Origin of the sequence: Micromonospora sp. NPDC049903, assembly GCF_044460945.1 — a bacterium.
Classification (GTDB): domain Bacteria; phylum Actinomycetota; class Actinomycetes; order Mycobacteriales; family Micromonosporaceae; genus Micromonospora.
Genome location: NZ_JBITKL010000014.1, coordinates 25,044 through 47,063, shown reverse-complemented (window position 1 = coordinate 47,063; position 22,020 = coordinate 25,044). Strand labels below are relative to the sequence as shown.

The following is a 22,020-nucleotide window of genomic DNA, read 5'->3' as shown; positions in this document are numbered from 1 at the left end:
CCGGTTCTCGGCCCGACCGCAGCCAGCCTCCCGAGCGGACGTGAGGAACATGTCAGGTCGGCGGGCGCCCCGCCGGGCATCGACGGAGGGCCATGACGACTCAGCTCTGGGTGATCACCGGGTCTGCGGCGAGGCTCTCGGTGCGTTGACCGATCAGGGTGCGCAGCCGATCCGCGTCGTCAGTCACAGTCTGCGCGTCCTGCCCGTCGACGCTCGACAACACCTCGGTGATGCCGTCGAGTGCCGCCAGGGCCGCGCCGTCGGCATAGACCTGCCGATAGAGCTCGCGGTACGCGTCCTCGTACACCTCCGTGAACGTCTCGCTGGCAAGGAAGCGTTCCTTGAGGAGGTGGCCGCCGCCACCACCGGGCCCGCCACCAGGCCCACCACCACCGGGCCCACCGCCCTCTCGCCCACCCGTACGGGGCTCCCCGGCGTCGGGACGGTCCGCACGCTCCGGCCTCGTGTCGGCGGCGCCGGGTACGCCTCCCAGCTGGCCGGCGCCGGGCAGGTCCATGCCGGGCTGGTCGGTGCCCGGCTGGTCGGTGCCCGGCGCGGTGGAGTCTGGACGTGCCCTACCTCCGGTCTCGGCGTCCTGCTGGCCGGGCATCGTACGGGTGGCGCCCCCGCCCCGGAAACCACCACCGAGACGCCCCTGCTCGTGCGGGCCCTGACCGGCGTCACCGCTGAAGGTCAGGTTGTAGTCCCAGCCGACCACGGTGAACTTCTTGCTGGTCAGGTCGTACCAGAGGTAGTAGTTGCGGCCCGGCCCGGACATGTCGTCGAAGTTGAGCAGCAGGTTCTGCCAGGCCACGTAGCGGGCGAAGGACTCCACGTCGACCCGGTCGGCGAGCTGTTCGTCGAACTCGGTGTCGCTGGCGTTCTCGACCCACCTGATCAGGTCGATGACCGGTTGCAGGTCCTGACTGCCCTTCATGGTGATCTGTTTGAAGTCGTCGTCGTAGGCGGTCGGGTCGTCGCCCTGGTCGGTGAAACTGCCGGTGGCCAGCGACTTGTAGAGCACACCACTGCCGTCGATCTTCGCGGTGAAGTTCTCGTCGGGATGTTCCACCACCAGGCGGGCGGTGGTCGGCCGGTCGTTGACGGTGAAGCTGGTGTACGCGTACTCCTGGGCCACCTCACCGGCGTCAGCGAGCAGGTCGAGCGTCACCGCCTCGTTGAGCACCGTGGAACCGCCGCCCATACCGGCGACTCGGAGGGAGAGTTCCCGGTGCCCCTGATAGCGGCGGCCGTCGACGTACTCGTCGAAGCGGATCAGCCAGGGCAGGTTCTCCGGTTCCTCGGCCTGGAGCGAGATCCGCGACATCCCGCCGCCGTTCGGCCCGGGACCATCACCGCCGCGATCGACGCCGTCCGGCAGAGGACCAGCACCGTCGCGATCGGCGCCGGGCAGCATGGGACCAGCACCGTCAGGTGCCGCGCCGCCCGGTCCGCCCTGCGGGGTCTCGCCGTTGCGGCTCAGGCTGCGCAGCGTGGAGTTCCCCTTAAGGCGGATACCGACGCTCGGCACGCTGGTGCCGTCGACGACCAGGTCCGCCTCGATGTAGTCCTTCTCGCCCTCGGCATAGAAGGTGTCCAACATCCGCTGATATTCGGCGTCGCGGAAGACGAGCGTGATGCTGTGTGCCACGGTCTCGTCGAACAGGTCGACGGTGCCGGCGATGTCCTGGGTGACCACGTCACCGCCGACCGCACTGCTGGTGACGTACGGGCGGATGCGCACGGTGCTGAGCGTCACCGTGAGGACGAGCAGGAAGGCGACGCAGCCGGCCAGGAACTTCCAGTAGTGCCGGACCCGGACCGGGATCCGGTACTTGAGCCTCATCACAGGTCCGTCTGGTCGTAGCCGGTCAGCACCGTGACCCGCTGCCCGCCGGTGCGTTCGGCCAGCGCGGCGATCAGCTCGCCGGGCTCGGTGCCCTTCTTGAGCCGCACCGTGTACATGATCTCGGTCAACGCGCCGCCACGAATCGTCTCCATGCTCACCAGCTCGAACTCGCTGGTGTGGCGGACCAGCACGTCCTGGATGGACTCGGTGTAGTTCGCCACCGGCGGGACCTGCACCTTCACCACCTGTCGCTGCACGTTCGCGGCGAACCAGTTGAAGCGGTACATCAGCACGATGATCAGGCTGATCACGACGGCGGCGACCACGGCCAGGACGTAGAACCGGGTGCCGCAGGCCATGCCGATGCCCATCACCAGGAAGATGAAGCCGACGTCCCGCGTCTCCTTGATGGCGTTCCGGAACCGCACCACGGACAGTGCGCCGACCAGAGCGAACGCGCGGGCGATGTTGGACCCGACGACGAGCATGATCAGCGAGATGAGCATGCCGAGGATGACGAGCGTCTGCACGTACGACTGGCTGTACGAGATGTTCCGGTGGGTGAATCGATAGACCCAGCCGATCATCGCGCTGAGCAGGAAGGACAGCGACAGGGCGAGGGCGATGTCGCCGACGCTGAACGTACCGGAGAGGTCCTGGAATTCGAACGGCATGAGAATCAGCGCTCTCTAGGCGGAGGGATGGGAGACGGCGGCGTCGTCTGTCACGTGGAAGACGGAACGAGGGGCGCGGCCGAACGCCTCGACGCTCTGGCAGTACTTCGACATCCGGACGATCGACAGGTTCGCCCGGGCGGCCAGGTCGGTGAGCCAGTACGGCACCCGCTCGTTGGCCTTGATCTCCACCACGGCGAGCGTGGCCGGCACGATGAGGCGGTTCTCCGCCTCGGCGCCCAGGTGGAAGTCGCGGTCCCGGCCGCGTACCCGATGGTCGATGGTGACTCGCAGGCCGACGTCGGAATCCCGTCCGACGAACGCCTCCCGCTGGTATCCGGTCATCGCGACCGGACGCAGGTCCAGTCCGCAGACCAGTTCCAGCACCTCTTCGAGGAAGGCCCGCTGGTCGGGATGGTGCGCGACCATCTCCCGGCGGTCGCAGAAATCACGGGCCAGGCGGTACGGCAGGGCGACGCGACGCTTCTGGGTGACCCGGTTGACCCGTTGCTTGATCTCGACGTGCACGATGCTGTCGTCGGTGATCGTGAAACGGTCGCCGTAATGGCGCACCCGCAGTTTGCGACGGAACCGGAGACCTTCGATCTTCTCCCAGTAGAAGCGCAGTCGATCGGTGTCGTAGTAGACGCTCCACACGCCGTACCCGGTCCGGTCGCCATGACTGTCGCGGCCCATTCGCGCGTCCAGTTCGGCACGCAGCGCCGGCACGTCACCGACCGGCACCACGTATTTGACCTCGTACCGATTGAACGCGTGCAATCGGCTCGGTGCGCGGAGGGCGTGCCCGGCCTGATCGTCGCGGTCCGCAGCCGGGCCGGGCCCGACGATCGGTGCCGACGGTGTACGCGTTGCGGGGCGGGCGGGTGCCCGGTTGCGCCAGGTGAGCATGGGATGTTGGCCGATCCGTAGGCGTCAGATGCCCACGAATACCAACAGGCGTACCTATGAACGGGCTTTGATTCTCGGATGAACCCCCGGTGAACGACGTCGGCGTCACCGGTGACGCCGACGTCGTCCGTGTTCGTTACGGGGTGACCACCCGGCCGCCGAAGGTCACGACCAGCCGGCCGTCGGAGGCGAAGGACCAACCCAGCGCCCCCGAGTACGACGAGCACCGGGACCCGTTGGTGCCGGACCAGAACTGGTTCGAGCTGTCGGAGTTGCCGATGATCCGGTCGTTCGAGCCGCTGTTGCACGACGTGTTGTTGCGGAACACCGAGGAGCCGCCGTCGAAGTTGAAGTTGCGCTCGGTGTTGCCGATGTTGGCGTTGTTCGACACCGTCATCGTGCCGGGGTTCCGGTTGTAGGTGAACCCGTGCTTGCCGTTGTCGTACGCGATGTTGCCCCGGATGGTGTGGTTCACCGCGATGTCCTCACCACCGAGCTTGAAGCCGTTGCGGTCACCGTTGCCGGCCTGACCGCCGTTGCTCAGGGTGCCGTTGCCGAAGGCGAGGGAGGACTCGATGGTCACCGCGCCGATCGCGCCCGTGTCGCTCTTGGTGTAGAGGTCGTACCCGTCGTCGATGTTGTTGTGGGCGACCGTGTAGCGGAAGACGTTGCCGGAGCCGACGGTCAGCTTCGGGGCGAACCCGTCGGCGTCCTCACCGTCGGAGTCCACATTGTCGTGCGACACCGTGCTCACCACGAGGTTGTTGGAGGGCCACTGGTCCCGGGGCGCGTTGGCGATCAGCCGCGAGAGCTGGAGCCCGGAGTCCCGGTTGTGGCGGGTCACCACCCGCTCGACGATGTTGTTGTTGCCGGCGAGCAGGATGCCGTTGTCCCCGGCCCGCTCGACGACGATGCCCCGAACGTGCCACCACGAGCCGCCCATCTCGAGCCCGCGGTTGGCCGGATCCTCGCTCTGCGCCGAGAAGTTCAGGATCGGGGTCTCCCCCGCGTACGCGAAGATGTTCTTGCGCGCGCTCGACGTGCCGTTGTTGCCCTGGCCGATGGTGATCGTCTGCGAGTAGCGGTAGGTGCCGCCGCGCAGGAAGATCGTCCCGCCCGCGGTGATCCGGGTGATCGCGGAGGTGAGCGTCGTCGGGCTCGCCAGCGTGCCGGGTGCGCTGTCGGTGCCGGTCGGCGCCACGTACAGGGTGTTCGACGAGGGCGGCGGGGTGGTCGGCGGAGGCGTGGTCGGCGGCGGGGTGGTCGGCCCGGTCGTCGGCGGCGACGTGGTCGGCGGAGTCGTCGTGCCGGAGGCGTACGTCTCGAACTCGGCGACCCTCGGCGTACCGCTCGCGCTGGTGATCTCGAAGTTGATTTTGCGCAGCGAGGTGGCGGCGAAGGTGATCGTCCCGGCCCCGGTCCCGCTGGCCAGGGTCGCGCCCGTGTCGTTGTTGACGAGTCGCCAGCCGCCGATGACCCCGACCGCGCCGGACGCCTCGCGGATGGTGACCGAACCGACCGTGGTGGCGGAACCCCACTTGACCGAGATGCGGCCGGTCGAGCCGGACGGCGACCAGTATGTGCTCACGTTGCCGTCGATCACGTTGCCGTAGCTGGTGCCGCTGCCCTTGCTGGAGCCGTCGGAGCCCGCCCCGATACTGAGGTTGGTCGCGTTGGCGACGACCGAGGCGGCGACGAGGCCGTCCGCCGCACCCGACGCGTGGGTCAACGGCAGCGCCGCGGCCACCACGGCCGCCGCGACCACGGCGGTACCGCCGGCCAGAAGCCTGTGTCGCACTGTGGTTCTCACTGTTGGACTCCTCGGGAGTGAGCGCGGCGCGAGACACGTCCTGCACAGCCCGACACCGCAGGTGACTGAGTTTCGTAAGCTCTCGAACTGGCCATAGAGCGAAACATCGATGTAATCTCAGGCTAGGAAAGCGCTTACTCGCGGCGCAAGAGTAGAGATGTGCAGGTTTGTTGCAGAATCTCGGAGTTGTCCGCGAGTCACGGCAGATCAGGGCAGCTGCGGCACCTACGTCGCCGACAGGTCCTGACTCAGCGACTCGGCATCCCCGCGCAGGCCCAGCCGGGCCACCCCGCACAAGGCAGCCCGCCCAACGTCACCCCCACGAAGCAGCCACCCGCACGCTGCCGCTTCCGGCGTGCGGGTGGCATCTCGCCTCGTCGATCATGGAGTTGTGGCTAGAGTTTCGGCCTGATTCGCCCTTTTCGCGGTTACCACAACTCCATGATCGCCGAATGCGTCTCGGCGTGCGGGCGCGGCGTGCGGGCAGGGCGTGCGGGCGCGGCGTGCGGGCAGGGGCGGGTGAGACGCGGGGTCAGGCGTTGGCCACGGACTTGCGGATCGTGTCGCGGGACCGGGTCACCTGTCGGCGCAGGTCGTCCAGGTCCACACCGACGAGCTGACCGTTCCGCTTGCGCACCTGGCCCGCGACCACGACGGTCTCGATGTTGCGGGCGTCGGCACCGAGCACCAGCGTGCCGACCGCGTCGTTGAGCGGCATCGTGTTGATGTCGTCGGCGGCGACGACCAGCAGGTCCGCCTGCTTGCCGGGGGTCAGCGAACCGGTGACGTCACCGAGTCCGTTGGTCCGGGCGCCCTGCGTCGTGGCGAAGTCCAGCACGTCGCGGGTGGTGATCCGGTCCGGCGTGGTGTCCGTGCCGTACGCGGCGTTCACCGCGCGCATCCGCTGGATCGCGTGCAGGGTACGCATCTGGGTGAACATGTCGCTGGCCAGCGCCACCTCCACGTCGATGCTGAGTCCGGGCCGGATACCGACGGCCAGCGCCTCGTCGATCGCGGGTACCGCCGTCTCCAGGCCGATCTGCGCCTCCGAGGTCGGCGCCAGCGACACGGTGACCCCGGCGTCGCCCATCGCGCGCCACGCCTGCGCGGTGAGCCCGGTGGCGTGGATCAGGGTCAGGTCCGGGCCGAGCAGCCCGGCGGCGGCCCAGCGCAGGATCGCCGCCGACGACGGCACGCCGAACACCGCGTCCACGCTGACCCCGAGGTCGAGATCGCGCGCGACCGCCGCCAACTCCGGCCCGTAGGCCAGGGCCGGGCCGGCGATCTCGTCGGTGGCCAACGCCGCCAGGCGCAGCGTCACCAGACCAGCGTTCGCCCCCTGGTACGCCGCGCACAACCGGGCCAGGTCACCGGGCCACTGGCGATCCCACTCGCCGAAGTGCGGACCCATGGACGCGTGTACGCCCCGGATACCGGTGTCGACCAGTGCCTGGATCGCCGCGTCCGAGTGCGCCGCCGTACGGGAGTTGTGCGAGAAGTCGAGCATCGTGGTGATGCCGGCGTCGAGGGCGGTGAGCGCGGCGAGCCGGGTGCCGACGTACATGTCGTGGGGTGTGTAGGCGGGCGCGATCCCGGCCAGCGTCGACATCACGTACGCCCCCAGGTCGGTCACGTCCGGGATGCTGCGGCGCATCTGCGCCTGCCAGGCGTGCCGATGGGTGTCGACGAATCCGGGACTGACGATCCGGCCGGTCGTGTCGATCACGGTTGCGCCCGCCGCCTCCGGATGAGACCGCAGGTCCGGGCCGACCGCGACGATCCGGTCCTCGCGGACCAGCACGTCACCCCGTTCCAGGTCGCCGATGGCCGGGTCCATGGTGACGACCGTGCCTCCGCTGAACAACATCATCGAACTCTCCCTTCGTTGTCTGCGATCACCGGCGGCGCAGGACGTACCCGGCGTGGTGCAGGACCCCGTCGACGAACCGGCCGTACGCCCAGAAGCCGAGGTCGTCGCGGTAGACGATCCGGTCGCCGTCGATCCAGAACGCGCCCTGGTACGCGTGCGGTCGGCCGCCCCGCGTCTCGTCGTACCGGCCGTCGGCGGTGAGTTCCTGGTGCAGGAAGCCGGTCTCGTCGATCCACATGCCCAGGTAGGGGCTCTCGACCGATCGTGGTCCCGGCTCGGGCTCGATCGGGGCGGGCGTGAGGCGACGGCCGTTGACCAGTGCGATCTCGCCGTCGACGACGATCGCGGCGGCCTGCTCCGGACGCCAGACGATCATCTCCAGCACGGACCTGCCGGAGGTCGGGCCGGCGATCAGGGCGAAGGTGGCCGGGTTTCCGGGGGTGAGCGCGCCGACCCGGTCGGCCGGACGAACACGCAGGCCGGCGACGGCGACACCGTCCACGACGGCGGGCACGATGGCGAGGCCGGTGCAGTCGATGACGATCGCGCCGTCGTCCTCGGCAGCGGTGTGCAGGCCGGTGCCGACCGCGACGATCTCGTTCGTACCGACCAACAGGTCAGCCGTGGCGAAGTCACCGATCACCGGGTCGAGCGTGTGGATGGCGGCGTTGACGAACATCAGTGGACGGTGCTGGTCACCGGTGTTCCCGGCGATCTCCGCCAGTACCGCCTCGTCGAGCATGGGGCTGCTCATGGCGTACCTCCTGGGGTGGGGTTCCGTGGTTCCACCGTCACCGGCGGCGGAGTCGGCAGCCAGGCCGGACCGAACCAGGGTGTGCCGCACCCTGCCTGGCCGGAGCCGGCGCGGATACCGTTGGTGGCATGCCGACGACCGCGCTCGGGGCGTTCCTCACCGCCCGACGCGCCCGGTTGACCCCGGGCGACGTCGGCCTCGTCTCCAGTGGCACCCGACGCGTCGCCGGGCTGCGCCGCGAAGAGGTCGCGGTGCTGGCCGGGGTGAGCGTCGACTACTACACCCGGCTCGAACAGGGCCGGGAGCGCAACCCGTCCTCGTCGGTGCTGGCCGCCGTGGCCCGGGCGCTCGACCTCGGGCCGGACGCCCACGACCATCTCTTCCGGCTGGCCGGGCTCTCACCCGGCAGTACGCCGACACCCGCCCGACCGCAGGTCGGGCAGAGCCTGCGGGAACTGCTCGACGCCTGGCCGGACACGCCGGCCGTGGTCATCGACCGGCGACTCGACCTGCTGGCCGGCAACGCGCTGGCCGACGCGTTCTACGCGGACTTCGCCGAGGCGGACAACCTCGTCCGGATGGCCTTCCTCGACCCTGCCGGGACGACGTTCTTCGCCGACTGGCGTCGTACCGCCGAGGCGTGCGTGGCGAACCTGCGTCTGGCCCTCGGCCACGACCCGCACGACCGGCGGGCGCGGGAACTGGTCGAGCAGATGGGTGCCGCGAGCCCGGAGTTCCGCAGATTGTGGGGGCGGCACGACGTACAGGGCAAGACGCACGAGGCGAAGACGTTCCGGCACAGCGCGGTGGGCGAGCTGACGCTGTCGTACCACGCGTTCGACGTACGGGACGCGCCCGGCCAGCAGTTGATCGTGTACCGGGCGGAGCCGCACAGCCGCAGCGCCGAGGCACTGCGGCTGCTGGGCACCCTGGCCGTCAGTCGTTGGCTCCGCTGACCCACGAACCCAACCTGGTCCTTATCCGTCCGTCCTCGCTTGCCGGTGCGCGTCACTGCCCTCGCGATAGAAGACGTATCCCGCGTGGTGCAGGACGTCTCCGTCGAAGGTGCCGTCCGCGCTGAAACCGGTGTCGTCGACGTACTCGATCCGGGTCCCGACGACCTGGTAGGAACCCGTGTAGGCGCTCTCCCGCTCGCCCCGGGCCTCGTCGTACCGGCCGTCCGGCAGCAGCATCTGCCGGATGTGGCCGTCGGCCGTCACCCACATCCCGACGTACGGGTGCGGCGACACGTCACCCGCCCCCGCCGGTGGCGTCACAGCGGATGGCGTCGCGGTCGGTGCGGCAGTCGCCGAGTGCGGCGTCGCGCCGTCGGAAGCGGCACCGCCACTGCCCGCCTCGGCGGAGCAACCCACGAGCAACAGGACGCCGCAGGTCGCGCTGAACAGGACCCCGAGTCTCGAATTCGCCATGTCGACCACGGTAGGTATCCGGTCCGGCGACAGCCTGGTCCCAGTACTCCCAGGAAGAACGCGCTACCCGCCCTTACGGCCGGCTCTCACGACGCCGGAGTTCTCGTGTGAGGACGGGGATCATCACCGCCGCAGGGACCAGGTGCAGCCCGAGGAGGGCGGCGATGGTCGCGACGTTTCCGCCGGTCGTTGCTCCTCTCGTTGCGCGCCGGATCAGGACCGGGACTGCTCGGTGTCGTCCGCCGGCAGCGACGTCGGCACACCGATCCGGGGGAACTGGTCGGCGTGGAACGTGATGATCTCGGTGATCGCTCCGCCGCTGATCCGCAGGACGTCGATGGTCAGCGGCAGGTACGCGGCTCCTCCCTCCCTCCGGTGGTAGAACGCGATCGCCGGCTGCCGGTTCACCGAGGTGGGGACGCCGCGCAGGTTCGTCATGTTCTCGAAGCCGTTGTCGACCCAGTCCTTGACCACCGTGTCGCGACCGACGAACAGGCCCGGGGTGGGCGGCATCGAGCAGCGGACGTCCTCGCGCAGCAGCGCAGTGAGTCCACCGATGTCGGTGGCCACGCTGGCGTCGGTGTAACGGCGTACCAGTTCGCGCGTGCCGGCGTCCTCCTCGCCGCCGGTCCAGTCCTGGCGCTCGGCGGGCAGGTGCTCGCGCATGCCGGCGCGGGCCCGCTGCAACGCGCTGTTCACCGAGTTGACGGAGTCCCCCAGGAGCTCCGCGACGTCCTTCGCCGGCCAGCCGAGCACGTCCCGCAGGATCAACACCGCCCGTGGGCGCGGCGCGAGATGCTGGACCGCGACCAGGTACGCCAGCTCGATCGTCTCCCGCGCGACGGCGACCGCCTCCGGCTCGTCCGCGCCTCCGGCGGTCAACTCGTCGAGCAGCCGATCCGGGTAGGGCTGCAACCAGAGCACCTCGCCGCCGGTCGCCGGCTCCGGGCGGCGCTTGGCGAGCAGGTCCAGGCAGGCGTGGGTGGCGATCCGGTACAGCCAGGCCCGGAACGTCGACCGCCCCTCGAAGGTCTCCCGCCTCCGCCAGGCTCGCAGGAACGTCTCCTGCACGGTGTCCTCGGCGTCCTCGAACGATCCGAGCATCCGGTAGCAGTGCACGTGCAGCTCACGCCGGTGCCGTTCCGCCAGCCCCGAGAACGCCGACTCGTCGACCTCGCCCAGACCGCTCATGCCCCGCTCCTCCATCACGCCATCCTCATGCCTCGTCGTGTCCTGACGTAGGTATGACGGGCGCGGGCGCGACAACTCATCACTCCCACCCGCAGGGCCGGATGCGCCGAAGGTGGGTAGATCTGTTGTCGCTCCAACGACAACAGATCTACCCACCTCTCAGGTCGGCGGCCAGTGCCGCAGGGCGGCGTCGGCCACGCGTTGGAGGTCCTCGCGTGTCGCGCCGCCCGCCGCCTGCACGGCCATTCCGTTCGCGATCGTCATGACGAATCGGGCGATCAGGTCCGGGTCGGCGTCGGCGGGCAGATCCCCCTTCTCGACGGCCAGCTGGAACCGGTCGCGGAGGTGCTGCTGACCTCGGGCGCGCCAGGCGGCCAGGGTGTCGCGCGCGACCTGACCGGTCTCGCCGACGACCAGTGCGCCCTGTACGCCCAGGCAGCCGGCGGGGCACCCGGGCCGGGTGTTGGCCTGAACCGAACCGGTGAGGAAAGCGGTCGCCACCTCGCGGGCGGTGGGTGCTCCCAGCGCCTGGACGACGTAGGCGCCGGGACCTTCCTCGTAGCGTTGCAGGGCCAGGTGAAAGAGCTGCTCCTTGTTGCCGAAGGCCGCGTACATGCTGGTGCGGGAGATGCCCATCGCCTCGGTCAGGTCGGCCAGGCTGGCTCCTTCGTAGCCCTGCTTCCAGAAGACCGTCATGGCCTTCTGAAGTGCCGCCTCGGCGTCGAACCCGCGCGGCCGACCCAGTTGCACCTTCTCCACACGACCATCCTACCCCTTGTGCACCGATCGGTTCAGAAGTGCTACGGTCTAGTTCCGTACCGATCGGTGCGGAAACTTGGGGAGGTCAGAAATGCGTAGGCTGGAAGGCAAGACCGCCGTCGTCACGGGAGGCGGCACCCGGGGGATCGGCCGGGCCACCGCTGCCCGACTGGTGGCCGAGGGTGCGCACGTGTTCATCACCGGCCGACGTGAGGCCGAGTTGGACGAGGCGGTGCAGACCATCGGCGCGGGCGTGACGGCCGTACCCGGCGACATCACCGTCCCGGCGGACCTGGACCGGCTCTACGACAGGGTCGCGGCCCACGGTCGCGGGCTGGACGTCCTCTTCGCCAACGCGGCCACGGCCTCGTTCGCGACCATCGAGACGATCACCGAGCGGGACCTCGACCAGATCTTCGGGGTCAACGTCAAGGGCACCCTCTTCACCGTGCAGAAGGCGCTCCCGGTGCTGAACCACGGCGCCTCGGTGATCATCAACGCCTCCACCGCCGCCGATCGCGGCACTGCGGGCTTCGGCGCGTACGCGGCCTCCAAGGCGGCCCTGCGGACCTTCACCCGCATCTGGGCGAACGAACTCAAGGCACGCGGCATCCGGGTGAACGCCATCTCACCCGGCCCGATCGACACCTCCGGCATCACCGAACTCGTCGGCGAGGAGAACGCGACGGCCTTCAAGGCCAACGAGGCGGCCCGGATCGCCATCGGACGCATGGGACGCACCGAGGAGATCGCTGCCGCAGTGGCCTTCCTCGCCTCCGCCGACAGCAGCTTCATGCTCGGCGCCAACCTGTACGTCGACGGTGGCGAGAACCAGATCTGAGGATGCGCTGCGCTACTCGGAACAGGCGTCGCCCGGGTCGTCGCCGAAATCGCCCAGGAAGAAGTCGAACGTCAAGCCCTGACCATCGATTTCGAGCAGGGCGCTGTACGACAGACCGCACTCACCGCCAGAGGTGGCGGTGACGGTGTACGTCCCCGGCGGCACGCCGGTCAGGGCGTAACTGCCGTCGGCGGCGGAGGTGGTCTGGTATCCGCCGGGCTGCAACTGGACCACCGCCCCCGCCAAAGGTAGGAAGTATTCGTTCCATACGTTCCCGGACAGGCTCGTCGCCGGCCTCACGGTGAACTCACCGTCGTTCTTGTCGCTCACCCGGTTTCCGTCGGCGACCGCCGCCGCGTAGACCGGGCGGGAACCCCTGGTGTCGCCGACGTCGAGGGTGACGGTGGCCGTGCCGCCCGGCGTGGCGGCATTCACCGTGCTACCGAGGCCGGCGTCGCCCATGCTGTACCGGAAGGCGATGACGTTCGTGTCACCACGTGCGTCGAACCGTACGGTGATCTGTCCACCCCCGGTGACCTCGCTGCCATGCGGGAACGTGACCGTCGGCGGCAGCGGCACGGCCAGCTTCGCCAGCTCCGTCGAGGTCTCGACGGAGGTGTACACCCGTACGTCGTCGACCAGACCGGTGAAGAAGCCGTCGTCGCCACCGTTCCACCTGCGTTTGCCGACCGCCACCTCCGCGGTGGCGTCGAACCCACCGACCAGGGTCGTGGTCGCGGCCTGGGCGACACCGTTGACGTACAGGGTCATCGTCTTGGTGCTCGCGTCGTAGACGCCGGCAAGATGCGTCCACCTGTCCACCGTCGGTGCCGCGTCGGACAGCACGCTGTGCAGGGCGGCGTCGTCGGTGTCGGTGGCGGCCATGGAGAAGCGCCAGCGCTGGTCACCGCCGGCATAGCCGAGGTGGTACGCGGACGTCCGTGAGCCGCTGGCGCTGACCACGGTCTGCACGTCGCCACCCGACGTCGAGCTGATCCTGGCCCAGGCGGTGACGGTGAAACTCGCGTCGGTCCGGATCGGGGTGGACACGCCGGTGAAGGGATGCGGCGTGTGGATCGCTGCGGTCCTGGTCGCCGCAGTCGTGCCCGGCAGCGACAGCGCGGTGCCCACCCCGGACCGGCCGGCGACCCGGACCGCAGGCTCACCGAGTGTCAGGGCGTTGCCGTGGCCGGAGACATCGGTCGCGGCGGCGCCCGTCTCCTCGAACGTCCAGCGGGCGGCGGGACCGGAGTCGGCTCGGACGAAGAACATGTACGTCACCTGGGTGGAGATCCGACCCGCGTGACTCTTCGACCAGACGTGGAGCACGTTGGTGCCGTCATGCCGTGGTGCCACCGTGATCGATGCGCCGTGGTCCGTCGGCCGCGCCGCGACGGTCTCCGCTGCGCTCACCACACCGGATTCGAGGCTGTAGGCGTACTCCTTCACCTCGTGTGCGCGGGTCGTCGGCGGGATCACCTCGAACGTGCCGGGCAGTCCGACGCCGCCGCGCGGCGCACCGTCGCTGAGGTAGTCGTTGGAGGTCACCGCCGCCGGTGGCGGTGGCGCCTCGGTCGAGGTGGACGCTGCCGCCCCGGCTGAGGTGGGCGCTGCCAGCGGCGACGACACCAGTGCCAGCGTCAACCCCACTGTCCACCAACGCCGAGACGCACCCGTCCGGTCACCAGCCACCTGACACCCCCGTAATCAAGCCAGTCGATGCACGAACAGTAGGCATCGGAGACGTTCGGTGTAAAGAGCGATCACAAGACGTAGCCACAGACGGGTGCGCCGTCCCTACCGGAGCGCGATCAGGCTCCGATAGGGACGCTTGTTCCCGAAGTCAGGACCGACGATGCGGCGCAGACCAGCGCCCGATACGGTCGCAGCCCCGGCGAACGCCACGGCCGGATCGACCGGTGGACGCGTTCACCTCCGGCGCCGGAACCGCACCGGTCCCGACCATCGGCTACGTTCGGCAACCCGCGACCACGCGCGGACCGAGGCGTGATGCAGCCCGGGGCGAGGCCACTGCATCTCCCGCCCCGGCTCGGGCCCGCGGCGACGGCTTCGCACCGGACAAATGAACCTCTGCCGCGCTCCCCGGCGCCACCGCACGATCAGCGGCTCGGGAAGGCCATGAATGACGAGGGCGGAGGCGTTGTCGGACTGACAGTGACCATCGGGAGGCGGCGGCGAAAGCCGGATAGGTAGACCGATGGCGGACGGCACGATGAGAGGACGCGTAGACATGATCCCTCTGAAGACCTGACGAAAGGCACGGAAAGAGAGCCGACGACGAGGTCGGCGACCGATGCGCGGAACGGGTCAGGTCTACAGAGCGGGCGGGGTCACGCGGGGTGATGTCCTCTCGGAGGGGGCACAGGAAGACGGTCTCGCTGAAACATAGGCCGGAACCGGGTGGGGAGGCCACCGATTAGTCCTGCTGTCGCCTAGCCATCGGTCTGTGCCACCTGCTGGTCCGGCGGCGCGAGGAGGCGTTGCAGCAGCAGCAGGCCGCTCTTGATGTCGGCGCTCCCGTCGAGCAGCCACTGGGTGCCCAGGCCGTCGGCCGCCGCCAGGAGGAGTGAGGCCGCCTGGTCCAGGGCGATGTCCGTGCGTACGACCCCGGCCTCCTGACCTTCGGCGAGAAGTCCTGCGATCTTCTCGCGCAGGTCGGCGTACCGCTCGGAGAAGTGGGCGCGCGAGCGCTCGTTGCCGGCCTCCAGGGCGTGGGCCACCATGCTGTTCAGCAACGACATCAGCCCGGGTACGCGCATGCTGTGCTCGGTCGACTGATGGATCAGCTCGACGAAGCTGTCGTCTCCGTCGTACGCGGTTTCGAGGAAACGACGGTCGTGTTCCCGCAGCACCTCGATGAAGAGCTGCTCGCGGGTGCCGAAGTGGTGCTTGAGCACCGGATGCGTCACGCCGATCGCCTCGCCGATGGCGCGCAGCGAGGTGCCCTCGTATCCCAGCCGGTCGTAGACCGCCAGCACCTCGTCGATGATCTGCTGCCGCCGCGCGAGCCCCTTGGCGTACGGCCCCCGCTTCGAGCTGCCCCGCTTTTCCGGGTCGGTCATGGCCCACCTCCAGAGCGATCGGCGGTCGGCATGGTGTGCCGCCTGCCCGATCCTATGACCACGACCACGAAAATATCCAGTCGGATATTTTCGTGCTAGCGTCTGCGGCACGACAGGCCGTGAGGTCGCACTTCGTCGGCGGGAGCCGTGCGAGGTGGCCACGCGGGACCTGTTCACCGAGACGCAGGAGGAGACGGCATGGCATGGCACTTGTTCAGGCTCGGACGCTGGTCGTTCCGACGCCGCTGGACCGTGGCGGGAATCTGGGCGCTGCTGCTCCTCACCGTCGCGCTCGGTGCGACGACCCTGTCCGGCAAGACGAATGACGGCTTCGAGTTGTCCGGCATCGAGTCGACGCAGGCGTTCGACCTGATCAGGGAGCGGGACCCCGAGGCCGTGCCGAACGGCGCGACGGCGCGGGTGGTGTTCCAGGCCCCGGACGGCGAGACGCTGGCAGACCCGGCCAACCAACAGGCCGTGTCCGACTCGCTCGCCGCGCTCAGGAGCGAGAACGTCCGGTCGATCGTCGACCCGTTCGAGGCAGGGGCCGTCTCCGAGGACGGGCGGACCGGCTTCGCCTCGGTCAGCTACTCCCGCGGCGCGGTCGACCTGACCACCTCGGACCGGGAGGCGCTGGAGGCCGCCCGCGACGTCGCCGAGCGGGCCGGACTGACCGCCACCGTGGGCGGAGACGTACTCGGTGTGGAGATCGGTGGCGCCATCGCCGAACTGATCGGCATCGCCATCGCCTTCGTCGTGCTGGCCCTCACCCTCGGGTCACTCGTCGCGGCCGGGATGCCGCTGCTGACCGCGCTGGTGGGCGTCGGAATCGGTGCCGCCTCCATCGCCGCCCTCACCGGCTTCGTCGAGCTCAGCACCACCACCCCCGCCCTCGGCACCATGCTCGGGCTGGCGGTCGGCATCGACTACGCGCTGTTCATCCTCTCCCGCTACCAGGCCGAGGTCCGCCAGGGACGCCCGCTGGAGGAAGCGATCGGCCGGGCCGTCGGCACCGCAGGCTCCGCAGTGGTCTTCGCCGGCCTCACCGTCATCATCGCCCTCGTCGGCCTGGCCCTCTGCGGCATCGGATTCCTCACCGAGATGGGGCTGGGTGCCGCGTTCACCGTCGCGCTCGCCGTCCTCATCGCACTGACCCTGCTCCCCGCACTGCTCGGTTTCGCCGGCGCCCGCGTGGTGAAGAAGCAGATCGCCGCCGCCGCCGAGGAGACCGACACCGGCCGGAGTTCCGGCACGTCACGTACCCTCGGTCGCCGTTGGATCGAAGGTCTCGCCCGCCTCCGCTGGCCCGCGCTCGTCGCCGGCATCGCGGCTGCCGTCGTCGCCTCCATCCCGGTCGCCTCCCTCCAACTCGCACTCCCGGACGACGGCACCAAGCCCGCAGGCAGCGACGTACGGGTCGCCTACGACCTGATCGCCGACAACTTCGGCGCGGGCGCCAACGGGCCGCTGCTCGTCGTCATCGACACCGCGCAGGCCACCGACCCGGCCGCCGCAGTCGGGACCGCCACCGAGCGGTTGCTGGCACTGGCCGCCGAGGACGACTCCAACATCACCGCCGTGATCCCGCCCGTCACCAGTGACACCCCGGAGGCACAGCAGGCCTTCGCAGAGCAGCTCGGCACGACGCAGTACGCGACCCTCACGGTGATCCCCCAGTCCGGCCCCGCGAACGAGTCGACCAAGGACCTCGTCGCCGACATCCGGGCCACGCTCTCCGACCTGCCCGACCAGACCGGAGCCCGCGCCCTGGTCACCGGCGTCACCGCCGTCGGCGTCGACATCTCCAACGAACTGACCGAGGTGTTCCCGCTCTATCTCGCCGTCGTGGTGGGGCTGGCACTCATCCTGCTCATCGCCGTGTTCCGCTCGATCTGGGTACCGGTCAAGGCGGCGCTCGGCTTCCTGTTCTCCGTGGGCGTCTCCCTCGGAGCGACCGTCGCGGTCTTCCAGTGGGGCTGGCTCAACGAACTCGTCGGTCTCGACACCGAGGGGCCGGTGCTGTTCCTGCTGCCGATCCTGCTCACCGGCATCCTGTTCGGCCTGGCCATGGACTACGAGGTCTTCCTGGTCACCCGCATGCGGGAGGCGTACGTCCACGGCACCCCGGCGCGCCAGGCGGTCATCGACGGCTTCACCCACAGCGCCCGCGTGGTGGCCGCCGCAGCGCTCATCATGGTCGGCGTCTTCGCGGGCTTCACCCTCACCGACGACATCATCCTCAAGACCATCGGTTTCGCGCTGGCCATCGGTGTCCTGGTCGACGCCTTCCTGGTCCGCATGCTGATCGTTCCCGCCGTCATGCTCATCCTCGGCCGGCGGATCTGGTGGATGCCCCGCTGGATGCAGAAGGTCGTGCCGACCTTCGACGTCGAAGGCGAATCGCTCGCACGACACCTCACCTGACACGCGGCCCGCGCCGGGTCGGCCTCTCGAACTCGGCAACCAGACTCGAAAATCGCTCCGGTGCGGTGGCGGTCCCGCCACCGCACCGGAGCGTTCGAGTCCGATCCCCACAGAACCCCGGATATGCGCACATCGCCGTCAAGGTCGGCGAGTCCCCAGCACCCCAGACGATACGAGGGGCATCCGACGCACTAGCATTGCCGCGGTCCGCAGCGGCTGAAACGAGGCGAGATGCGTTGGCTCCGGCAGTTGCTGGGTAGCAGGCGAGTCCAGCTCGATCCAGAGCGGCAGCAGGCACTGCTGCGGGACGTGCGGCACCGGTACGGTGCGGGCTCGCAGGCCCGGTTCCCGGAACAGGTCGAAGCGATCACCCGGATGCTGAATGACGACGACGGCCTGGTGGTGGCGGCCCGGATCGTCAGCGAGGCCGCTGACGAGGCCCACACGCACCTGCAGGCCCAGGCCCACGACGTGTACCGACGGACGGGTCGGCGGCTCCTGGTGCACCGCCGCAACTACCGGCCGCTGTGGAAGGAGGCCGGACCGGCGCTGCGGTGGCCCCTCGTCGGGCTGCCGTGCGGCCTCCACCCGTACGCGCAGGTGACCGCCGCCGTCGCGGTGGTCGGCAGCCACGCACCTCGGCTCGACAAGGTGACCGACCCGAACCCGCTCCTCACCCGCGTGTTCGAGGTGCTCGACCTCACCACCGTCGGCATGGAGCACGGCCAGGTACGGGTGGACACCGATGCCGCAACGCTGGCCGATCGACTGATCTCGACCGCCGGGCAGGTCCTCGCGGCCATGGACGACCCGCCCCGGCTGCCGCCCTCGGTCCGTGAGGTGATGCGCCGCAACAACACGCTCGACGTACACGATCCGAGCGGTCCCCGAGTGGTCGGCGGGATCAACCTGGGCGCGCGGATGCGGGAGAGTCTGCTGGTCTGACCACTCCGGCGGGAATCGGGTCTTCGATCGCCGGACCTCGTCGCGTACCGCACTCCTTTGCCCTTGGTGGTGGGCGAGCCGATGTGGGGCGCCCGTGGCAGGGCCAGGGCGCCCGGTTGCGGCATGTCGAGGTGGTCAGAGTGGGGGGAGTACCTGGGCCACCCGGGTCGCCATCGCCTGGTATCCCGGGGCGTTGGGGTGGAACGAATCGCTCTGCGGCGAGGTGAGGCCGTTGATTCTCGCGTGAGGGCGGCGCACTCGGCCGTCCCGGGTCTGCTTCTAGCGCTGGCGCATCGCCGACCGGACTACACGCGGGTCAGTCGGGGCGCTGCTCGCCGCCCACGTCGTTCAGGCCGTCGACGAGCATCTCCGCCTCGTCTGCCGAGATGGCCATCGTGCTGCTGAGCAGCTCGATGGCCTGCTCGCGCTGCCCGGCTTCCACGAGTGCCGCGATCCGGAGCCAGGTGAACGCGTCGGCCATCGCGTCGCTGTTCCCGGCGGGTGCCGACGGCCACCCGGGCGGTGGAGCAGTGGTGTCCGGGGCTGACCGGTTCACCGCCGTGGCGTCCGGAAAACCCGCTCCGGGTGCGGCGTCTGACGCCACATTCGCAGCAGGCGTATCAGAGGTCAGCGCGCCAGAAGGGGCGTCAGAAGGGGCGCGAGAGGCGGCGTCGTGAATGCGGGCCTCGGCGATCTCGGTGGCCGCGTCCCGCAGGCGGGTGTCCGCATTCGGGGAGGCAGCGGCGGCGGCCCGCGCCTGCATCTCGCGTACCTGGGTGCCCAGCAGGTCCTGGCGGCCACTGCGGCGACGCAGGATCGTCGTGATCACCGCGATGACCGAGACCGCGACGAGGAAGCCCACCACCAGCTCCAGCAGGCTCGCATCGGTGCCACCGGGGCTCATGAGGTCAGCCGGCCTCGACCGAGGCGGGGCGGCCCGGCCGGGACGAGGTCACGATCCGCAGGTCGGGCAGGTTCGGATCGACGATGTCGACGTACGACGCCACCGCCGCGATCACTCCGGTCTCCTTCCGCATGCGGGGCATCGTAGTGCGGCATCGTGCCGGAGATGCATCTACCTGGCCGTGGTTCGGCCCACTCCTCGTCCAGGACCCGCACGCCGGTGGCCTCGACGGCGATCGCGTACACCGGGGTCCACTGGCCAGCCGCTGAGAGTTCGGCTCGGCAGCGTTGCGTTCTGAGCCATCAGTCGATCGGATGGCCGAAGGCGCCGATCGGCCATTTCCATGGGCGACGGACACCCCCCGACGCCTAGGAAGGAGGCATGACCAACGAACGGACCGTTCCCCTGCTGCCGTGCGCATCCATTGACGACATCGAAACCTTCTACGGAGTTCTCGGCTTCCGCACCACGTACAAGCAGCGCAAGCCCAACGCGTGCGTGGGGGTGCAGCGGGAGGACCTGCATCTACAGTTCTTCGAGATCGCCGGATTCGACCCGGAGCAGTCCTATGGTTCCTGTCTCGTACTCACTGCGGACATCGAGGGCCTACACCGGGCATTCGCCGCCGGCATGCGCGCCGCCTACGGCAAGGTACTGGTGGCCGGAACACCGCGGATGACCCGGCCCAGGGCGCGAAAGAACGCCGACGGGATCGGCGGATTCAGCGTCATCGACCCGGGCGGCAACTGGATCCGCGTCTTCCGGGACGCCACCGCGCCCATGCCGGCCGCCACGCCTGCCGGGCGGCTGGCCAAGGCCCTAGCGAACGCTGTCGTGCAGGCCGATTCCCGGGGAAGTGTCGGACAGGCCGTTCGGATCCTCGACAGCGCGTTGGCCCGCCAGCAGGCGGACGACGACCCGGTCGAGCAGGTGGAGGTCCTGGTCTACCGCGCCGAACTCGCGATGGTGCTGCACGATCCGAAGACCGCGACCGAGATGCTGGCCCGCGCCCAGTCCGTCACGCTCACGAAAGACGAGTCCGAAAGGGTCGCACCCGCGTTCGACAACGCCGCCGACCTCGCAGCAGCACTACGGTGACTCACCAACGAACGCCCCCTCATCTCGGCCACGTCCGGACGTTGGTTGGCTCGAGAGCAGTCACCGTCCGTGGCACGCGGACAACGGCATGTCCGTGCCTCGGATCAACGTCCCGCCGGCTCACTCGCTCGCCAGCCTCAAGGTCGTGCTCGATCCGGGATCGAGTGGTTACGGAAGCGCTGGGATGCCACTCGATCCCGGATCGAGCGTGACCTTGGCACGGAGAGCATCACCAACCGCACGACGTACGCTTATCGGCGGATCCGGATGCCCCCAGGGCTCGACGAGATCGTCGTCATTGGTGGCGGCGGCCCCCCCCAGGCCCACCACCTCGCACCACAAGGCAAAGCGCACCGGTCCAAGTCGACGGCAAGATGCGGAACCCCGCCCTCCACGCATTCGATCAACTTTCGTGGATTGATTGAGGAAGGGTGCAAGTTCGGCATCGTCAAGCTCGCACGGACCCGACCGGACGTCCCCGGACAGTCCGGCACGCAGGGGATGCTCGTCGCACGAGCAGCCACCGAGCAGCCAACCGTCCCTCATGGACAGAAACAGACAAGGCCCTGACCGCCGTTATGGCAGGTCAAGGCCTTGTCGATCTTGTGCGCCCGAAGGGACTCGAACCCCTAACCTTCTGATCCGTAGTCCGACACCTGTAGCGCACACTTCTACGATTAGCACTCTGCCCAAAATTCGTCCGACCGCAAGCCTTTCGGTCCGTTCAAGTCCAAATGGCTCTTCCCAGGTCCACACCCTGCGCACGCAGCCAGCCCGCAGTTGTCGGTGGATGAACGCGCGTCGCGCTTCCTGGTGGGTCCGGTTTCGTAGCGCTACGTCCGTGTCAGTTCCCCGTCGGCCGAGGAACCACCGAGCAGCCACGATTGCCGCGGACCCGACCGTCGCCGGGCCCACCGCCATCGCTAGACCAGCGACCCTCTGCCTAGGGCGTGCGTCGAAGGTTGGTGCCCCGTGGCGGGACGTCCCGGAGCGCTACGGGTCCTGGGCTGCGGCGTATGGGCTGTCTCGGCGTTGGCGGCGTGACTGAACCTGGGCGAGGATCAACGCGGCATAGCCTCGCTTGTCGCCAGTAAAGGACGTCTCGTAACTTGCCGGCAAGGACCGCACCTCGTTCACGCCAGTGTTCCGCCTACCCGAACCGGCGCTCCTCACGCGCCCGCAGGCTGCGCTACCGCAAGACACGAAGCGACGTCTCGACCTGCTGAGCCTGGCCGCGTCGTCGACGCCATGATGGCCAAAGACGTCCACGGCATGAACGTCGCCGCGCAGGAACTCGCCGACCTCAACACGGCACACCAAGACCTCGCCGACGACATCGCCACGTACAAGGCCAACCCCGGCATCGACTCAGCCAACGCCGCAGCAACAGCACCCGAGCCAGCAAAGCCGCGACACGCCCGCAAGCCGACCAAGTAGCCACAGCGGGACCACCCACCCTGGCACCGACGCAGCGGCCGA

The 22,020-nt window shown here is 69.2% G+C and carries 19 protein-coding genes and 1 pseudogene; 7 read left to right on the top strand and 13 right to left on the bottom strand.

Features of this window, described 5'->3' with window-relative positions:
* Window positions 1-100: 100 nt before the first annotated feature.
* The 6 genes from ACIBO1_RS20860 to ACIBO1_RS20835 all read right to left on the bottom strand — a co-directional run bounded on the left by ACIBO1_RS20860 (window position 101) and on the right by ACIBO1_RS20835 (window position 7,866).
* Window positions 101-1,846 carry a CotH kinase family protein gene (locus ACIBO1_RS20860; protein ID WP_396748928.1) on the bottom strand — a complete coding sequence of 582 codons (1,746 nt, stop codon included), beginning with the start codon at window positions 1,844-1,846 and terminating at the stop codon, window positions 101-103.
* Window positions 1,846-2,523 (bottom strand): DUF4956 domain-containing protein, encoded by a 678-nt coding sequence (locus ACIBO1_RS20855; protein WP_396748925.1) that lies wholly within the window; start codon window positions 2,521-2,523, stop codon window positions 1,846-1,848. Before ACIBO1_RS20855 ends, ACIBO1_RS20860 begins: the two co-directional genes overlap by 1 nt.
* 15 nt (window positions 2,524-2,538) lie before the next feature.
* Entirely contained in the window at window positions 2,539-3,303 is a 765-nt protein-coding gene (locus ACIBO1_RS20850) for a polyphosphate polymerase domain-containing protein (protein ID WP_396748923.1), read from the bottom strand.
* Between the two features lie 265 nt (window positions 3,304-3,568).
* A complete protein-coding gene (locus ACIBO1_RS20845; RefSeq protein ID WP_396748921.1) occupies window positions 3,569-5,242 on the bottom strand; it encodes a cellulose-binding protein in 1,674 nt (557 codons plus the stop codon).
* 532 nt (window positions 5,243-5,774) lie between these two features.
* Window positions 5,775-7,112, bottom strand: a complete 1,338-nt coding sequence (locus ACIBO1_RS20840) for an amidohydrolase family protein (protein ID WP_396748918.1) — start codon at window positions 7,110-7,112, stop codon at window positions 5,775-5,777.
* A 25-nt stretch (window positions 7,113-7,137) separates the two neighbouring features.
* The gene (locus ACIBO1_RS20835) at window positions 7,138-7,866 is read right to left on the bottom strand and encodes an Atu4866 domain-containing protein (protein ID WP_396748916.1); all 729 of its coding nucleotides are present in this window, start codon (window positions 7,864-7,866) and stop codon (window positions 7,138-7,140) included.
* Between the two features lie 128 nt (window positions 7,867-7,994).
* On the opposite strand from ACIBO1_RS20835, the gene ACIBO1_RS20830 reads away from it, so the two are divergent.
* Window positions 7,995-8,822, top strand: coding sequence for a helix-turn-helix domain-containing protein (locus ACIBO1_RS20830; protein ID WP_396748914.1), 828 nt, complete (start codon window positions 7,995-7,997; stop codon window positions 8,820-8,822).
* 21 nt (window positions 8,823-8,843) lie between these two features.
* Here the strand turns inward: ACIBO1_RS20830 and ACIBO1_RS20825 are convergent, their stop codons facing one another.
* From ACIBO1_RS20825 to ACIBO1_RS20815, 3 genes are all read right to left on the bottom strand, one after another.
* Entirely contained in the window at window positions 8,844-9,296 is a 453-nt protein-coding gene (locus tag ACIBO1_RS20825) for an Atu4866 domain-containing protein (protein ID WP_396748911.1), read from the bottom strand.
* 213 nt (window positions 9,297-9,509) lie between these two features.
* A complete protein-coding gene (locus ACIBO1_RS20820; RefSeq protein WP_396748908.1) occupies window positions 9,510-10,487 on the bottom strand; it encodes an RNA polymerase subunit sigma-70 in 978 nt (325 codons plus the stop codon).
* Window positions 10,488-10,646: 159 nt separating this feature from the next.
* Window positions 10,647-11,246, bottom strand: a complete 600-nt coding sequence (locus tag ACIBO1_RS20815; protein WP_254876807.1) for a TetR/AcrR family transcriptional regulator — start codon at window positions 11,244-11,246, stop codon at window positions 10,647-10,649.
* Between the two features lie 91 nt (window positions 11,247-11,337).
* Between ACIBO1_RS20815 and ACIBO1_RS20810 the strand changes: the two genes are divergently transcribed.
* Entirely contained in the window at window positions 11,338-12,087 is a 750-nt protein-coding gene (locus ACIBO1_RS20810) for an SDR family NAD(P)-dependent oxidoreductase (protein ID WP_176093549.1), read from the top strand.
* Between the two features lie 12 nt (window positions 12,088-12,099).
* On the opposite strand, the gene ACIBO1_RS20805 is transcribed toward ACIBO1_RS20810, so the two are convergent.
* Both ACIBO1_RS20805 and ACIBO1_RS20800 read right to left on the bottom strand, forming a co-directional pair.
* Window positions 12,100-13,731 (bottom strand): LamG-like jellyroll fold domain-containing protein, encoded by a 1,632-nt coding sequence (locus tag ACIBO1_RS20805; protein WP_396748905.1) that lies wholly within the window; start codon window positions 13,729-13,731, stop codon window positions 12,100-12,102.
* A gap of 809 nt (window positions 13,732-14,540) precedes the next feature.
* Complete coding sequence (locus ACIBO1_RS20800; protein WP_396748902.1) at window positions 14,541-15,170, bottom strand: TetR/AcrR family transcriptional regulator; 630 nt, start codon at window positions 15,168-15,170, stop codon at window positions 14,541-14,543.
* A gap of 198 nt (window positions 15,171-15,368) precedes the next feature.
* On the opposite strand from ACIBO1_RS20800, the gene ACIBO1_RS20795 reads away from it, so the two are divergent.
* Both ACIBO1_RS20795 and ACIBO1_RS20790 read left to right on the top strand, forming a co-directional pair.
* Window positions 15,369-17,594 carry an MMPL family transporter gene (locus ACIBO1_RS20795; protein WP_396748900.1) on the top strand — a complete coding sequence of 742 codons (2,226 nt, stop codon included), beginning with the start codon at window positions 15,369-15,371 and terminating at the stop codon, window positions 17,592-17,594.
* Between the two features lie 231 nt (window positions 17,595-17,825).
* Window positions 17,826-18,539, top strand: coding sequence for a hypothetical protein (locus ACIBO1_RS20790; RefSeq protein WP_396748898.1), 714 nt, complete (start codon window positions 17,826-17,828; stop codon window positions 18,537-18,539).
* Between the two features lie 316 nt (window positions 18,540-18,855).
* On the opposite strand, the gene ACIBO1_RS20785 is transcribed toward ACIBO1_RS20790, so the two are convergent.
* Both ACIBO1_RS20785 and ACIBO1_RS20780 read right to left on the bottom strand, forming a co-directional pair.
* Window positions 18,856-19,443, bottom strand: coding sequence for a hypothetical protein (locus ACIBO1_RS20785; RefSeq protein ID WP_396748896.1), 588 nt, complete (start codon window positions 19,441-19,443; stop codon window positions 18,856-18,858).
* Window positions 19,444-19,447: 4 nt separating this feature from the next.
* Window positions 19,448-19,576: a hypothetical protein gene (locus ACIBO1_RS20780; RefSeq protein ID WP_396748893.1), complete on the bottom strand. Its 129-nt coding sequence runs from the start codon at window positions 19,574-19,576 to the stop codon at window positions 19,448-19,450.
* A gap of 248 nt (window positions 19,577-19,824) precedes the next feature.
* On the opposite strand from ACIBO1_RS20780, the gene ACIBO1_RS20775 reads away from it, so the two are divergent.
* From ACIBO1_RS20775 to ACIBO1_RS20765, 3 genes and pseudogenes are all read left to right on the top strand, one after another.
* Window positions 19,825-20,541 (top strand): VOC family protein, encoded by a 717-nt coding sequence (locus tag ACIBO1_RS20775; protein WP_396748891.1) that lies wholly within the window; start codon window positions 19,825-19,827, stop codon window positions 20,539-20,541.
* A 958-nt stretch (window positions 20,542-21,499) separates the two neighbouring features.
* A pseudogene (locus ACIBO1_RS20770) lies at window positions 21,500-21,586 on the top strand (IS5/IS1182 family transposase); the annotation flags it as partial.
* A 203-nt stretch (window positions 21,587-21,789) separates the two neighbouring features.
* Window positions 21,790-21,978, top strand: a complete 189-nt coding sequence (locus ACIBO1_RS20765; RefSeq protein ID WP_396748889.1) for a hypothetical protein — start codon at window positions 21,790-21,792, stop codon at window positions 21,976-21,978.
* Window positions 21,979-22,020: the final 42 nt, after the last annotated feature.

What these genes read in the sequence shown, in the direction of transcription:
- ACIBO1_RS20860 (WP_396748928.1), bottom strand. Translation starts at nt 1,846, where the DNA reads ATGAGGCTCAAGTACCGGATCCCGGTCCGGGTCCGGCACTACTGGAAG.
- ACIBO1_RS20855 (WP_396748925.1), bottom strand. Translation starts at nt 2,523, where the DNA reads ATGCCGTTCGAATTCCAGGACCTCTCCGGTACGTTCAGCGTCGGCGAC.
- ACIBO1_RS20840 (WP_396748918.1), bottom strand. Translation starts at nt 7,112, where the DNA reads ATGATGTTGTTCAGCGGAGGCACGGTCGTCACCATGGACCCGGCCATC.
- ACIBO1_RS20835 (WP_396748916.1), bottom strand. Translation starts at nt 7,866, where the DNA reads ATGAGCAGCCCCATGCTCGACGAGGCGGTACTGGCGGAGATCGCCGGG.
- ACIBO1_RS20830 (WP_396748914.1), top strand. Translation starts at nt 7,995, where the DNA reads ATGCCGACGACCGCGCTCGGGGCGTTCCTCACCGCCCGACGCGCCCGG.
- ACIBO1_RS20825 (WP_396748911.1), bottom strand. Translation starts at nt 9,296, where the DNA reads ATGGCGAATTCGAGACTCGGGGTCCTGTTCAGCGCGACCTGCGGCGTC.
- ACIBO1_RS20820 (WP_396748908.1), bottom strand. Translation starts at nt 10,487, where the DNA reads ATGAGCGGTCTGGGCGAGGTCGACGAGTCGGCGTTCTCGGGGCTGGCG.
- ACIBO1_RS20810 (WP_176093549.1), top strand. Translation starts at nt 11,338, where the DNA reads ATGCGTAGGCTGGAAGGCAAGACCGCCGTCGTCACGGGAGGCGGCACC.
- ACIBO1_RS20800 (WP_396748902.1), bottom strand. Translation starts at nt 15,170, where the DNA reads ATGACCGACCCGGAAAAGCGGGGCAGCTCGAAGCGGGGGCCGTACGCC.
- ACIBO1_RS20795 (WP_396748900.1), top strand. Translation starts at nt 15,369, where the DNA reads ATGGCATGGCACTTGTTCAGGCTCGGACGCTGGTCGTTCCGACGCCGC.
- ACIBO1_RS20790 (WP_396748898.1), top strand. Translation starts at nt 17,826, where the DNA reads ATGCGTTGGCTCCGGCAGTTGCTGGGTAGCAGGCGAGTCCAGCTCGAT.
- ACIBO1_RS20785 (WP_396748896.1), bottom strand. Translation starts at nt 19,443, where the DNA reads ATGAGCCCCGGTGGCACCGATGCGAGCCTGCTGGAGCTGGTGGTGGGC.
- ACIBO1_RS20780 (WP_396748893.1), bottom strand. Translation starts at nt 19,576, where the DNA reads ATGCGGAAGGAGACCGGAGTGATCGCGGCGGTGGCGTCGTACGTCGAC.
- ACIBO1_RS20775 (WP_396748891.1), top strand. Translation starts at nt 19,825, where the DNA reads ATGACCAACGAACGGACCGTTCCCCTGCTGCCGTGCGCATCCATTGAC.
- ACIBO1_RS20765 (WP_396748889.1), top strand. Translation starts at nt 21,790, where the DNA reads ATGATGGCCAAAGACGTCCACGGCATGAACGTCGCCGCGCAGGAACTC.